This window comes from Streptomyces sp. BJ20 (genome assembly GCF_022869105.1).
Classification (GTDB): domain Bacteria; phylum Actinomycetota; class Actinomycetes; order Streptomycetales; family Streptomycetaceae; genus Streptomyces; species Streptomyces griseoincarnatus.
Genome location: NZ_CP094918.1, coordinates 7,199,902 through 7,213,212, shown reverse-complemented (window position 1 = coordinate 7,213,212; position 13,311 = coordinate 7,199,902). Strand labels below are relative to the sequence as shown.

At 67.5% G+C, this 13,311-nt stretch carries 12 protein-coding genes and 1 pseudogene; 10 read left to right on the top strand and 3 right to left on the bottom strand.

Annotated features, from left to right (window positions below; all coding sequences use genetic code 11):
• Positions 1 to 4 precede the first annotated feature (4 nt).
• The 5 genes from MTR79_RS32520 to MTR79_RS32500 are packed head-to-tail and all read left to right on the top strand — an operon-like array spanning position 5 to position 5,232.
• A complete protein-coding gene (locus MTR79_RS32520; protein WP_348538765.1) occupies positions 5 to 1,312 on the top strand; it encodes a N,N-dimethylformamidase beta subunit family domain-containing protein in 1,308 nt (435 codons plus the stop codon).
• A 13-nt stretch (positions 1,313 to 1,325) separates the two neighbouring features.
• Positions 1,326 to 2,468, top strand: a complete 1,143-nt coding sequence (locus MTR79_RS32515; RefSeq protein WP_244792851.1) for a glycosyltransferase family protein — start codon at positions 1,326 to 1,328, stop codon at positions 2,466 to 2,468.
• 6 nt (positions 2,469 to 2,474) lie between these two features.
• Complete coding sequence (locus tag MTR79_RS32510; RefSeq protein WP_244792849.1) at positions 2,475 to 4,064, top strand: hypothetical protein; 1,590 nt, start codon at positions 2,475 to 2,477, stop codon at positions 4,062 to 4,064.
• Positions 4,016 to 4,570 carry an FkbM family methyltransferase gene (locus MTR79_RS32505; protein WP_244792846.1) on the top strand — a complete coding sequence of 185 codons (555 nt, stop codon included), beginning with the start codon at positions 4,016 to 4,018 and terminating at the stop codon, positions 4,568 to 4,570. The genes MTR79_RS32510 and MTR79_RS32505 overlap by 49 nt, the downstream gene beginning before the upstream one ends.
• Before the next feature lie 23 nt (positions 4,571 to 4,593).
• Positions 4,594 to 5,232, top strand: a complete 639-nt coding sequence (locus tag MTR79_RS32500) for a histidine phosphatase family protein (protein WP_244792844.1) — start codon at positions 4,594 to 4,596, stop codon at positions 5,230 to 5,232.
• A 32-nt stretch (positions 5,233 to 5,264) separates the two neighbouring features.
• Here MTR79_RS32500 and metG read toward each other — a convergent pair whose 3' ends face one another.
• Complete coding sequence (gene metG / locus MTR79_RS32495) at positions 5,265 to 6,989, bottom strand: methionine--tRNA ligase (RefSeq protein WP_244792842.1); 1,725 nt, start codon at positions 6,987 to 6,989, stop codon at positions 5,265 to 5,267.
• Positions 6,990 to 7,330: 341 nt separating this feature from the next.
• Here metG and MTR79_RS32490 point away from each other — a divergent pair, with 341 nt between their 5' ends.
• Together MTR79_RS32490 and MTR79_RS32485 are read left to right on the top strand one after the other, a co-directional pair.
• Entirely contained in the window at positions 7,331 to 8,626 is a 1,296-nt protein-coding gene (locus MTR79_RS32490; protein ID WP_244792840.1) for a nucleotide sugar dehydrogenase, read from the top strand.
• 11 nt (positions 8,627 to 8,637) lie between these two features.
• Positions 8,638 to 9,564: an NAD-dependent epimerase/dehydratase family protein gene (locus MTR79_RS32485; protein ID WP_244792838.1), complete on the top strand. Its 927-nt coding sequence runs from the start codon at positions 8,638 to 8,640 to the stop codon at positions 9,562 to 9,564.
• A gap of 188 nt (positions 9,565 to 9,752) precedes the next feature.
• Here MTR79_RS32485 and MTR79_RS32480 read toward each other — a convergent pair.
• A pseudogene (locus MTR79_RS32480) lies at positions 9,753 to 10,265 on the bottom strand (aminoglycoside phosphotransferase family protein); the annotation flags it as partial.
• Here MTR79_RS32480 and MTR79_RS32475 point away from each other — a divergent pair.
• The 3 genes from MTR79_RS32475 (at position 10,155) to MTR79_RS32465 (ending at position 12,106) form a co-directional block, all read left to right on the top strand.
• Entirely contained in the window at positions 10,155 to 10,481 is a 327-nt protein-coding gene (locus MTR79_RS32475) for a hypothetical protein (RefSeq protein WP_244793390.1), read from the top strand. The pseudogene MTR79_RS32480 and the gene MTR79_RS32475 sit on opposite strands and share 111 nt — an antisense overlap.
• A gap of 211 nt (positions 10,482 to 10,692) precedes the next feature.
• The gene (locus MTR79_RS32470; protein ID WP_244792836.1) at positions 10,693 to 11,319 is read left to right on the top strand and encodes a hypothetical protein; all 627 of its coding nucleotides are present in this window, start codon (positions 10,693 to 10,695) and stop codon (positions 11,317 to 11,319) included.
• 292 nt (positions 11,320 to 11,611) lie between these two features.
• Positions 11,612 to 12,106 carry a hypothetical protein gene (locus MTR79_RS32465; RefSeq protein ID WP_244792834.1) on the top strand — a complete coding sequence of 165 codons (495 nt, stop codon included), beginning with the start codon at positions 11,612 to 11,614 and terminating at the stop codon, positions 12,104 to 12,106.
• Between the two features lie 91 nt (positions 12,107 to 12,197).
• On the opposite strand, the gene MTR79_RS32460 is transcribed toward MTR79_RS32465, so the two are convergent.
• Positions 12,198 to 12,839 (bottom strand): restriction endonuclease, encoded by a 642-nt coding sequence (locus MTR79_RS32460; RefSeq protein WP_244792832.1) that lies wholly within the window; start codon positions 12,837 to 12,839, stop codon positions 12,198 to 12,200.
• Between the last annotated feature and the right edge of the window lie 472 nt (positions 12,840 to 13,311).

Genomic DNA, 13,311 nt, shown 5'->3' with positions numbered 1-13,311 from the left:
CAGCATCAACGGCTACCCCGTTCGCCCGAGCGTCCGCGCCGGCGAAGTACTCCGACTGCACATCGCCACATCGGCCCCTCGGTTCCGCGTCGACTTCTATCGCTGGGGGGCGACTCCTCAGCACGCAGGGCACGCCGAGTGGCCGGGCCGCACCACCACCCCTGGCACATTCGACAGAGACTGGCAGTGGCCTGCGTATGAGTTTCCCGTACCGTCCGACTGGAGGTCCGGGGTCTACATCGCGCTCCTGAGCACGGAGCCGAGCTCCTGCACGCCGCCGATGGATTCTCGCGAGGCGCGGATCCTGCTGGTCGTCACACCCTCCGCTCCTTCGGGCCGCAAGATCCTCTACAAGATCCCGACCTTCACCTACCACGCGTATAACACGGCCGGCGGCGGCAGCCTGTACAGCGCCTCTCAGGTGACCATGCGCCGCCCCGGATGCGGTATCGGAGGCCCAGTCAAAGGGCTGCCCGACCCGTACGACTCCACCTCTCCCCGGCAGACGTTCGCGCACTGGGACGCCCCCTTCATCGCGTGGATGGAGGAGAACGGGGTGGAGAGCGACTTCTGCACCGACCTGGATCTTCACGAAGGCCGGCACCTCAACGACGGATACCGCCTCCTGGTCTCCGCCGGACATGACGAGTACTGGAGCAGCGACACCCGCCGGAACGTCACTGCCTTCCGGGACGCCGGCGGCAACATCGCCAACTTCGGTGCCAACACCTGCTGGTGGCGGGTGGCTGTCTCCCCGAACGGTGCCGGGCTGAGCTGCGCCAAGTTTCCTCCCGGAGCACCGGCAGGGACCGACCCGGACAGCTCCTACGGCTGCCCCGACCACTGGTGGGAGACGGAGCCCGAGAACGTCCTGCTCGGCGTGAGTTACCGCAACGGCGGTGGCCACTGGGACGGCCTGCGTGCACCACTCGGGTTCACCGTGACGGATGGGAACCACTGGATCTTCTCAGGCACCGGATTGAAGACCGGCGACGTCCTCGGACGCGAGGGTGCTCTCATCGGCTACGAATGCGACGGGGCGGCGTACGAGCTCGACGCGGCCGGTCGCCCGCGTCCGACGGGCCAGGACGGTACGCCGAAGGACTTCGAGATCCTCGGCATCGCGCCGCTGCCCTCGGACTGGAACTTCGCCGCCCGGGAACCGACGACCAGCCCCCGCGCGGCCACCCTCGGCCTCTACACCGTGGCCGGCACGGTCTTCACCGCCGCGACCACCGACTGGGCTCGCCTGCTGGCCACCGACCCCCAGGTGGCTTCCATCACCCGCAACGTCATCACTCGACTCTCCTGACGAAGGGATCAACGTGTCTGGATACACACGTCCGCTCAGCGTGGTCATCGGCGTCAACGGCATCGGCATGGGGCACTCCGTCAGGCAGAGCGTGATCGCCCAGTACCTCCGCGACCGCGGACACCAGGTGCGGATCGTCACCAACGGCTCGGCCCGCGTGGAGTACTTCCGCGACCTCGGTTTCCCCGCGTGGGACGGGTGGATGCCGACGCTCCTGGCCCGGGGTGACCGCATACACGCAAGCGACGCCGTACGCGCCAACATCTGGCAGGTGCCCACCGGCGTCACCAAACACCTGCATCTGCGTCGGATCATTCGGGAGACCGGCGTCCCGGATGTGTTCATCACCGACTACGAGCCCAACACCCCTCGCCTGGCCTACCACTTCGGCAAGCCGCTGATCTCTGTCGACCAGCAGAGCAAGTACCGGCACCTCGACCTGCCCACTGTCGGCCAATACGCCCGCACCGCTGATGAGCAGCGGCTGCGCTACTTCGCGCCCCACGTCGACCGGTCGTTCATCTGCTCCTTCGTCCCTCTGGATGCCGACGACCAAAAGCTGGAGTTAGTCGCCCCTGTCGTCCCCGACGTGATCCGCTCCGCCCCGGTCACAATCGAGCCCCTCGCCACGGCCTACTTCTCGCGCTACTTCGACCACGGCCCGGAAGAGCCCGTGCGGGCCCTCGCCGAGGTCTTCCGTCAGCACGTGCCGGACCGCGCGCTGCGCATCTATGCGCAGGCGGCAGAGACCAGCAGCCTTCGCCAGTACGCCAGCGACAGGGTCGAGATCTGCACATTCGACCGCGAGGCTTTCATCGCGGACATGGCACGGTCCGAGGCGGTCTTCTCCAACGCCGGCTTCAACCTCATCAGTGAAGCCTTCGTCCTCGGCAAACCGGTCCACCTGATCCCCCTGCCCACCTACGACCAGCACTGGTGCGCCAAGGTCGCCCACGAAGCGGAACTGGGCACTTCAGCACCGCACATCACCCGCGAAGCGGTGCTCGACTTCCTCAACCGAAGCCGGGAACTGCGCAACAACGTCGAGCAGCACCGGGACGAGCACCTCCTGGCCGATCCGCGGGAACGGATCGCCTCCTATCTGGAGAGCCTCCCCGCAGCCAGTCAGCAGCCCCTCACACCATCCGCGCGGTAGGCGGCCATGGCGTCTTCCTCGCTTTCGGCCCACCTCGACATCGGCGTGTCAGTGGCCGCAGTCGTGGCCTGCTATCGCTTCGCGGTCTCGCCAGCAGTGCGAGCCCTCGCTCGCCGTCGCCGGGTCTTGCTGGCCGTGGTCATCGCGCTCGCGCTCGCGGTGCTGGCCGCTTTCCGGCCATCACCCGAGCCAGGCCCGCTGCGCTGGTTCGTCATCACCGTGATCGTTTTGCTTACCTGGCAGGGGGCGACCAGCGACTACGACGTCACAGAGCCCATCGGGCCCCAGCGCGGCGACAAACGGCTGCTACTCGTCTTCGCAGCCGCCTCGTGCCTGTGGCCGGCGGCCCTGCTGCCGTGGATGGCCGTGTACTGCGGCAAGCTGCACGGCTGGAAGCACCACGCGATGATGCCCACGCGTCTACTCAAGGCGTACCTGGCCTGGTTCCTCGTGGCGATGCTCTTCGGCGCCGCATGTTCCGCAGCGGCACTGCTGCTGGTCCTCGGCTGCGTCTCGCTCTCCCACTATGTCAAACCGGCTTGGAGCAAGGCGCGCCTCGGGCCCTACCCCTGGTCATGGGCTTGGCACAACCGCACCCACTACCTCATGGCCGCCGCATACTCCTGGGGTTGGGCGCGCTTCCTCCGTGCCGAGACCGCATCCCGCGTGCTGCGCCGTGCGCGCGTCTTCGATCGTCCGCTCAACTTCCTCACGATGGCCATCGAGACTGCCGGCCTCGTCGCGTTCCTCGATCGCCGACTGCTGATCGCGGCGCTGTTGGCGACCGCCCTCTTCAACGTCGTCGTGGCCCTCGCCTCCGGCATCCTCTTCTGGGAGAACATCGGCACCAACATCGCCCTCGCCGTCACGCTGCTTCCCGGTGCGGAGTACGACGCGGCGTTCGGCTGGCCCGCCGCACTGATCGCACTCGCCGTACTCCTGCTCAGCACCGCCGACCTGCTGTGGCAACCCTGGCACCTGGGCTGGTGGGATTCCCCCTTCACGGCACGCGTCCATTGGCAGGTGGAGACCGCTTCAGGGGCGAGGCTCGGGCTCTACAACGACTTCATGTGCCCGTACGAGCGCGAGTACGGCCGCGTCCTGGGCTACTTCCTCACCGACGAGCCCGTCCTCCACGGCCACCTCGGCATCGTCTGGGACCGGGAACTACGTGACCTTCTCGTCCGGGCGGACGGCGACCGGGATCAACTGCGCGCGCTCAAGCAGACCTACGGCCACGTACAGGCGGACAAGCAACAGGCACGCGAGCACATCGCCTTCCTCACCAGGATGTTCACCCAGCTCAACGCCGGCGCGCCGAAGAGCCCCCTGCCCCGATCACTGCGCCGCCTCAAGGCCCCGGGCGGCCAGCTCTACAGGTGGGGCGACCTTCCTCCCTACCGCGGTGAGGAACCGGTCCGCCGCATCACGATCCGCTACGAGGAGCGCTGCTACCGCCCCGCTACCGGCGACTTCCTCCTGCTCACCAACCGCACCGTGCAGGAGATCGACCTCCTGCTACCCAGCGCCGACCAAGGGAGTACCTCATGCGCAAAGTCTTCGTCGACTGCGGCACGAACCTCGGAATCGTGCTGAACCGCTTCATCCACGAGCTTCCCGACCACGACTTCTACGCGTTCGAGCCCAACGAGGACCTGATCCCTTCCATCCACCAGCAGGTCGAGCAGGCCCCTGTCTCCCCGCGCGTCGAGATCTCCAACAGCGCGGTATGGACCCACGACGGGACGATCGACCTCTTCCTCGGCCACCACGAGAGCTCGACCGTGATGCCCGGCAAGCGCGTGCCGCCGATGTACGACCAGCAGATCGACTACAGCTCACCGGTCCCCGTCGCCGCGACCGACTTCAGTTCCTGGCTGCGCCGGACTGTCGCCGCAGACGATCACGTCGTCGTGAAGATGGACATCGAGGGCGCCGAGTATCCCGTGCTCAGCAAGCTGCTCACCGACGGGACGATCAACCTGATTTCCATCCTCTACATCGAGTGGCACCACGACCGCTTCCCCGCCATGAGCCGAGCCGACCACGACCAGGTCGCCAACGCCGTATCCACCTGCGTCGACGTCCGCGACTGGGACTGACTCGAAGAAGGGGACACCACGCCATGCACTCGAAGCACATCTACCTGATCAAGCACGGTGAGACAGAGGAAAACCGGCAGGGCATCCACCAGGGCCAGGCTGTCGGCGGCAGCCTCAGCAAGCGCGGGAGCGACGACATCCGCAAGGTCGGCGACAGCCTCGCCGCAGCCGGCGTCACGGTGGACCAGATGCTCGTCAGCCCGATGTCCCGCTGCCGTCAGTCCGCCGCTTTGCTGACCGCCGCGCTCACTCCCGCCGACGTGCGAGTGGACGAGCGCCTGGCCGCCAAGAACAGCGGCTACCTCGGAGGCCGCCCCAGGGAGCTCGCAGCAGCCGAAGCCAGCCGCCGAGGCGTCCCGATCCACCAACTCCGCACACCAGGCGGTGAGTCGTCCGAGGACGTCCAAGCCCGCTACGTGCAGCTCTGGGACGAAGTCTGTTCAGGGCCACACCGTACGACCATCCTGATCGGGCACGGCGGAGGAATCGCCTGCCTGCTGCTGCGGCTGACGGGGAACGGCTTCGACCGATACCTGGATCACGTTCCTGGATCCGCTGGCGTCACCTGGGTCGAGGTCGACGGCATCACGCCTCGAATCCGGCTGATGAACGTCCCGGCCGCAGACCTGCCCAGCCGTCTCTGCCCCCGTACCGACCGATGAGAGCGCAGGCGGTACGGGGGCGAGAGATACGGTCAGGCGTCCTCGGCGCCACCGAAGCGAGCCTTGTAGGACTCCAGGTCCTCCTCGGTGATCTTCGTAAAGAGCACCGGCGGAACGGTGAACGCGGTCCCGGCCGGCACGGCGTTCAGGGCCTTGGCCTGCTCGGCGGTCACCCAGGTCGCGGTGTCACCCTCCAGCGCAAAGGCTCCCCGCATGGCAGCCGCAGTGGACGGAATGAACGGCTCGGAGACCACCGCGTACAGGTGGATCAGGTTCATCGCGGTGCGCAGGGTCAGCGCGGCACAGTCCGGGTCGGTCTTGATCTCCAGCCAGGGCGCCTTCTCCTCCAGGTAGGAGTTGCCCGCAGACCACAGGGCGCGCAGCGCAGCGGCGGCCTTGCGGAACTGGAGAGCCTCCATCTGCTCCTCGTACTCGGCGAGGAGCCGAGCGATCTCCTCGCCCAGCTTCGCCTCCGCCTCACCGGCCGGGTGGCCGGCCGGGACCTCGTCGCCGAACCGCTTGCGGGAGAAGGACAGCACGCGGTTGACGAAGTTCCCCAGGGTGTCGGCCAGGTCCTTGTTGACCGTGGCGGTGAAGTGCTCCCAGGTGAACGACGAGTCGTCGGACTCCGGGGCATTGGCGATCAGGAAGTAGCGCCAGTAGTCGCCGGGAAGGATCTCCAGGGCGGCGTCCGTGAAGACGCCACGCTTCTGGGACGTGGAGAACTTGCCGCCGTAGTACGTCAGCCAGTTGAAGCCTTTGACGAAGTCGACCTTCTTCCACGGCTCGCGCACACCCAGCTCGGTGGCCGGGAACATCACCGTGTGGAAGGGGACGTTGTCCTTGGCCATGAATTGGGTGTAGCGGACGGTGTCGTCGGCCTCGTACCACCACGACTTCCAGTCGCGGATCTCGCCGTCCGGGGCGGCGTCCGCCCACTCCTTCGTCGCGCCGATGTACTCGATCGGAGCGTCGAACCAGACGTAGAAGACCTTGCCCTCGGCCGCGAGGTCGGGCCAGGTGTCGGCCGGCACTGGGACACCCCAGTCCAGGTCGCGGGTGATCGCGCGGTCGTGCAGGCCCTCGGTCAGCCACTTGCGTGCGATGGCCGAGGACAGGTGCGGCCACTCTTCACTGACCGCGTCGATCCACGCCTCGACCTCGTGCTGGAGCTTGGACTGCAGCAGGAAGAGGTGCTTGGTCTCGCGGACCTCCAGGTCCGTGGAGCCGCTGATCGCCGAGCGCGGGTTGAGCAGGTCGGTCGGGTCGAGGACGCGGGTGCAGTTCTCGCACTGGTCGCCGCGGGCCTTGTCGTAGCCGCAGTGCGGGCAGGTGCCCTCGACGTACCGGTCCGGCAGGAAGCGGCCGTCGACGGGCGAGTACACCTGACGGATCGCCCGCTCCTCGATGAACCCGTTCTCGTTCAGCTTCCGCGCGAAGTGCTGGGTGATCTCGACGTTCTGCTGCGACGAGCTGCGCCCGAAGTAGTCGAAGGCCAGCTCGAACCCGTCGTAGACGGCCTTCTGCGCGTCGTGGGCCTGGGCGCAGAACTCCTCGACCGAGAGCCCGGCCTCCTTGGCGGCCAGCTCGGCCGGCGTGCCGTGCTCGTCGGTGGCGCAGATGTAGAGGACGTCGTGGCCGCGCTGGCGGAGGTACCGGGAGTACACATCCGCCGGAAGCATCGACCCGACCATGTTGCCCAGGTGCTTGATCCCGTTGATGTAGGGAAGCGCGCTGGTGACCAGGTGTCGAGCCATCCTCGGATGCTCCATTTCGTACGTACGGCGCCGGCGGCGGTGCCACGGCGGGCCCAAGTCGGGAAGCTGCAGCCCTTGCGATCACTCAGCTTGCGGCTTTGCGTCACGCACTGTGACGGTACGGGTCTGCAGGCCACCGCCATCGTATCGAACCAGCGGTTTGCCCTTCTCGCAGGTTTTGTGACCTGCCCGAGCCGGGCCAAGAAGGCGCTCGGCCGTCCGAGACAGGCGGCCAAGCGAGTCCCGTACGGCCGAGGCACCTCCCATCTTAGAGCGCCCGCCGCGCCGCCGATCCGCATGCACCGCCCATACCCCCGCCCGAAGCCGAAGAGGTGGCCAGCATGATCAAGAATCGCGCGCTCCAACAGCTCCGCGTCGTCGTGGTCGGGCAGGGATACGTCGGACTCCCACTCGCCGTCAGGGCCGCCGAGGTCGGGCACCAGGTCATTGGCTTCGACGTGGACGCCCAGCGCGTCAAGCGGCTCGTACGCGGTGAGTCCTACGTCGAGGACATCCCGGACTCACGTCTTGCCCCGCTCCTCGCCGCCGGCGCCTATCGCCCGACCATCGACGCGTCCGACTGCGCGGACTTCGACGTAGCGATCGTCACGGTCCCCACGCCCCTCCGAGACGGGGCGCCTGACCTCTCCCACGTCGAGGACGCGGCGCGGATGCTCGGCCGCCACCTCACACATGGGGCGACCGTCGTCCTGGAGTCCACCACGTACCCCGGCACGACCGAGGAAGTCTTCGGCCCGCTCCTCGAACGCACCTCCGGCCTGGCCGCCGGCCAGGACTTCCGCCTCGGCTACAGCCCCGAGCGCATAGACCCAGGAAACGCCACGTGGACGCTGGAGAACACGCCCAAGGTCATCTCCGGCATCGACCCCGCCTCCAAGGAAGCCGTCCACTCCTTCTACGCGTCCCTCGTCGAGACGGTCGTCCCGGTCGCCAGCTGCAAGGAGGCCGAGCTGGCCAAACTGCTGGAGAACACCTTCCGGCACGTGAACATCGCCCTCGCCAACGAGCTGGCGATCTTCGCCCACGAACTGGACATCGACGTCTGGTCGGCGATCGACGCGGCCTCCACCAAGCCGTTCGGGTTCATGCGCTTCACCCCGGGACCGGGCGTCGGAGGCCACTGCCTGCCCATAGACCCGTCGTACCTGTCCTGGCGCGTCCAGCGGACCCTGGGCCGCAACTTCCGCTTCGTCGAGCTGGCGAACGACGTCAACAACCACATGCCTGACTACGTGGTCCGGCGCCTCGTCGACGGCCTCAACAAGCGCAGGAAGTCCCTCAACGGCTCCCGGATTCTGCTGCTCGGCCTCGCGTATAAGGCCAACACCGGCGACGCCCGCGAGACCCCGGCAGCCCGCATCGCCGAGCTGCTCATACGCATGGGCGCCGAGGTCGAGGTGGCTGACCCTCACGTCAGCGACGACGCTCACCCCCGCGCGGCCGACTTGGAAAACCTCCAGCGAGTTGAGGTAACCCCCGAGTGTCTCGGGGCAGCCGACGCCGTCGTCCTGCTCGCCGACCACGATGCCTTCGACTACCCCCTGATCACCGCCCACGCCCCGTACATCCTCGACTGCCGCCGCCGACTTGCTGGCGCCCACGTCGACTCTCTCTGAAGGGAAGCCACGTGAAGATCGTGATTACCGGCGGCGCCGGATTCATCGGCAGCAACCTGGCCCGGGCATTGATGGAGCGCCGCGAAATCAGCCAGATCCGAGTGATCGACAACCTCTCCACCGGCAACAAGGAGAACATCGCGGGACTGGACGTCCACTTCTTCGAGGGCGACATCCAGGACGCCGCTCTCCTGAAACAGGCATTCCACGGCACGGACGCCATCGTCCACCTGGCCGCCCTGCCGTCCGTGCCTCGCTCCGTGAAAGACCCCCTGGCGAGCCACCACGCCAACGCAACCGGAACCCTCCAGGTCCTCGAAGCAGCCCGCCGGGCTGGCAACCTGCACGTGATCGCCGCTTCCTCGTCCTCGGTCTACGGTGCGAACCCGCGCCTCCCGAAGCACGAACACCTCACCACTGCCCCGATGAGCCCGTACGCGGTCACCAAACTCGCCACGGAGGCGTACCTGGGCGCGTACCACTACAGCTTCGGCCTGCCGGTACTGCCCTTCCGCTTCTTCAACGTCTACGGGCCCGGCCAGCACGCCGACCACCCCTACGCCGCGGTCATCCCGAAGTGGATCAGCGCCACGCTCAACGGACGCCCTCTGACCGTGCACGGTGACGGCACCCAGACACGCGACTTCACGTACGTGGGCACGGTCTGCCAGGTTCTGACCGATGCCCTCCTGCGCCGAGTCGTCGACCCTTGGCCAACAAACCTCGCCTTCGGCACGCGGACATCCCTTCTCGACCTGATCCCCGAGATCGAGGCCGCAACCGGGCTCCGCACTCTCCGGGAACACACAGCCACCCGAGTGGGCGACGTCCCCCACTCGCAGGCTGACGGCACCCGCCTGCGAGCGCTCTTCCCGACGATCACGCCCACATCGCTGCAGGAAGGGATATCGGTTACAACCAAATGGTTCCGTGCTTGATCACGTGAACGGCCAGACGCGCCGCCTCCGCGACTACCCAAGGGATCCGACAGCAGCATCGCGACGCCGGCAGGCGGACTCCAAGCCGTGACGCGAAGGGCAGCAGACGACCGACGGCGACCGAGATGCAGAGCCCTAGCCTTCGCGAGTCCAGGTCGGCCGTCCGCGAAGTCGGCGTACTCGGCTTCCGTGTGCCAGCCGAAGCTGTCGTAGTACATGGCCGTCTGTATGAGGTCCCACTCACGGGGACCGGTTACGGAACCGTCCAGGTCGATGACCTGCGGGTGGCCTTCCGCGTCTCGCAGGACATTGCCGACGTTGAAGTCACCGTGCAGATGCCCCGGCGGAAGCACGAACTCCAGCTCCTGGTACTCGGCCGCCAACTCCTTGGCGCGGCCGGCTAGATAGGCGCGAGTCTCCGCACGGATCTCAGCGCGCCCCAGACGCTGCCTGACCTTGTCGAAGGGACGGAGCTCGGGCAGCGGAAAGTGCGGCGGTTCCAGACCATGGAGCCGCCTCAGGAGTTCACCCATCTCACGCGTGCTGGCGTATTTCTCGCCGTCGGCCAGCCCTTCCCAGAAGGTCACCGGATGCCCTTCGACGACGACAGGCTGTTCAGCCTCCGCGACGAGTCGCGCCGACGGATAGTCCTCAGCTTCGAGCCATCGCGCCACAGCAACCTCTCGGCGCACCGACGGCAGGCGGTCAGCGTGCCGACCGACTCGCGAAACGACTCGTCCGCCGTCGACGCGGAACACCGCGTGATCACCGAGCCGCACCATCTCGATCCCGTTGGGGTCCAAACCGGCCAGCTCGCAGGCTCTACGCAAGATGTTCTCTGCCGTTGCGGAGTCGAACGCGGTTCGTTCGTCGTCACGCCGTCTGACCTCCCTGTGTCACAGGCAGAACGAGTATGACCCGCGCCCACCATGGACCGTATCTGCGAAGCCCAGCGCACACGTGTCCCGGACAGCACGAGCGATGCGTCCAGGACCTCGCTGATCGTCTCTAACGATTGGGCACGAAGGTCAGCGCCCTCCCCATGCCAAGTACCGGCAGCAGGCGAGGAGGTTCGTGGCCCGAGGAAATCGATCGTGGAAGGCGTCTTGCTGCTGGCACCCTGGCGCCATGCTGTTCAAGCTCACCGGGTCAAGTTGCTCAGGCAAGACGACCCTCGCCCTCGCGGCGGCCGGTCGGCTCGAGAGGATCGCCGCGCACGACGTCGATGAGGTCGGTGCACCAGAGGGCGCCGACCGGCACTGGCGCCAGCGCATGACCGAGATGTGGGTGCGACGCGCATTGGACTACCAGGACCGCGGCATCGACCTTCTCCTCAGCGGGCAGTCCCCCTTGGGCGAATTGCTGGCCGCGCCCTCCGCCCCGCTGCTGGATGGCATCGCCGTGTGCCTGGTCGATGTCGCTGACCCGGTTCGACGCGCTCGCCTCGCTGAGCGTGACCCCGGACGATGGGACCCCAAGGCGATCGATGCTTACATCGGCTGGGCTGCATGGCACCGCAAGCACGCCCTCGACCCGTCTCACCGGCCCGATGTCATCATCGACAACGGCTGGCCCGAGATGGTCTGGCGCTGGACCGGTTGGAGTGCTGGTGATCCCCGATGGCGCACGCAGGTGCTCGATACGACGGACCGGATAGTCACAGACTCTGTGGATCAGGTCGAGCAGTGGATCACCGAGCAACGCGACGCACACCAGGCCGGCCGCCTCCCCCTCAGCCACGGCTGGGCTTCATGATCCGCCCGATCGGGTCGGTCCAGTGATGCTTTACCTCGGAGGACAGAGCTCCCGCCTGCACTTCTTCGCGTCGACCAACAGGGCCGCTGGCCAGGTAAAGCCGGGAACGCTCCCTTCGGGCAGAGGGCCCATCCCGTTGACGAGGCGTCACCTTTAGCAGCATTAGTCGCAAACACGCCTTGAGCGGCTGATGGAAACACTCCATGGGATGCAGGTCACCCTGGAGTACTACATGGGGCAGAGGCCACCCGGCGGAGCCGCCGCTTAGAGATTCCCGACAAGCGCTACCCACATGGGCAACCATCGTCACGACGGCAACCACATCGCGACCGAACTCGAGGTCCTGTGCAAAGGCATGGGCTTCCCTGTCGCGGAGAGGGACGACCGCACTCGAGCCGTCGGCGTCCTGATCGCGTCATCCGGTACGAGGGCCGCGTCACTGGAGTGGTTCGTCTCCACCACCGAGCGCTCAGCTGCGGCACGTGAACAGACCGAAGGGCTGGCCGACGGACGCGCCGGCCTCCTGCACCGCAGTACACGTGCCTACGTGCATCACGCACTCACCGGCGTACTCCAGGAACTGGGTTACTCGGTAGCCCACACCACCTCCGGCCTGCGTATCGAGGGCCTACCCGGTGCCTCGGCCGGAGCAGAGACCGCCAGCACCCTCGCGGATTTCCAGCGAGGAAGCCTGGACAGCCTCGACGGAGCACGCGACCGCAAGAACCGCGGGGAAGACGGCGAGGACGGTGACGAGGGCCTGGCCGGCGTACCCGCTCGCGTGTAACCGCGCCGCCGTTGACGAGCGAGGGCGGCGCAACCTGAGCCCACCCTGCGAGCATCCTGCAGGACCCGGCCTCGCGCACCCGCGAGGCCGGTCATCTCCCGTATGCCCGCTTCCAGCGCGCCCGGTGCCGGGAGTCTCCCTGACCGTGGCCGTTCACTTCGGTCAGGGACAGCAGGGAGGCACCGTTGTTCCACAGGCCGAGGTGGTCGCGGTGCACCGCGAGGATGCCGTGCTGCACCGCGAACCTCTCGGAGGGTCGGCTGAAGCGCGTGGTCGTCACGAACACCGCCAGGTCGGCCCCGAAGTGCACCTTGGCACCCAGCAGATCCCGTAACTCGCGACTGGCGATCGTGCTGCTCGGCGCGTAGCGCTTGCACTGGATCACCATGGTCCGCCCGTCCGGGAGGCGGCCGACGACGTCGGCGCCGTTGTCGTTCGCACCGCCCACTCGCCGCACCTGCGTGCAGCCGTCCCGTCGGCACAGGCTTGCGACCAGGTCCTCGAACTCGGTGCCGGTCATCGCGTCCACCTCGGCGAGAGTCCGGTGCCCGGCCTTCACCGCCTCTTCCTGCCGCCACAGACGGTCCCGCCCTCGCACGAGCCGGTCCGTACGCCACAGCCACCAGCCCACCGCACTGACGCCGCCAAGGACCAACGCGCCCGTGACGTATGGCCACACGGCCGACCAGAGCACCACCAGCGGGACCAGTACCAGGCCACCGCCGGCCGCCACCGCCTTTAGCCGCGCCGCCCGCCGCCTGCGAGCAGCCGCACCCCGTCTACGCCCAGCCACGATCGAAGCCTCCCCCCACAGGTCCGTGTACGGCAGTCTGAGCAGGCCGAGGCAGCGCGAGAAGGGCGCAAGTTGGCCATGTCCGGATCCCGATTGCCCGACAGGGCCACGTGGGCCCGGTACCGGTGGACGACACGACCACCTCGGACGTCAACGACAGCGACGTCCGCCGCTCTTTCCGGTGGTCACCGGCCCGATCGCCTCCGTAGAGGCCGATGCGCCGCGACACTCGCCGGGTGGCCGACTCGACATCGCACGCACCGGGCGGACCCGACCCCTCCTCGGTGAGTGGCCGCATGCCGACAGGAAGGACGGCAGTCGGCACCGGCTGCGTACGCTTCCCGCTCGTGCGCTGGGTGTTAGCACCTCGGACGACGTGGCAGGCCCGCCGCCTGGCCGCCGAGTCCGGGCC

Bases quoted from the DNA above. Each gene is read 5' to 3' on its own strand.
- MTR79_RS32510 (WP_244792849.1), top strand. From the start codon at position 2,475: ATGGCGTCTTCCTCGCTTTCGGCCCACCTCGACATCGGCGTGTCAGTG.
- MTR79_RS32505 (WP_244792846.1), top strand. From the start codon at position 4,016: ATGCGCAAAGTCTTCGTCGACTGCGGCACGAACCTCGGAATCGTGCTG.
- MTR79_RS32500 (WP_244792844.1), top strand. From the start codon at position 4,594: ATGCACTCGAAGCACATCTACCTGATCAAGCACGGTGAGACAGAGGAA.
- metG (WP_244792842.1), bottom strand. From the start codon at position 6,989: ATGGCTCGACACCTGGTCACCAGCGCGCTTCCCTACATCAACGGGATC.
- MTR79_RS32490 (WP_244792840.1), top strand. From the start codon at position 7,331: ATGATCAAGAATCGCGCGCTCCAACAGCTCCGCGTCGTCGTGGTCGGG.
- MTR79_RS32475 (WP_244793390.1), top strand. From the start codon at position 10,155: ATGCCCTTCGACGACGACAGGCTGTTCAGCCTCCGCGACGAGTCGCGC.
- MTR79_RS32470 (WP_244792836.1), top strand. From the start codon at position 10,693: ATGCTGTTCAAGCTCACCGGGTCAAGTTGCTCAGGCAAGACGACCCTC.
- MTR79_RS32465 (WP_244792834.1), top strand. From the start codon at position 11,612: ATGGGCAACCATCGTCACGACGGCAACCACATCGCGACCGAACTCGAG.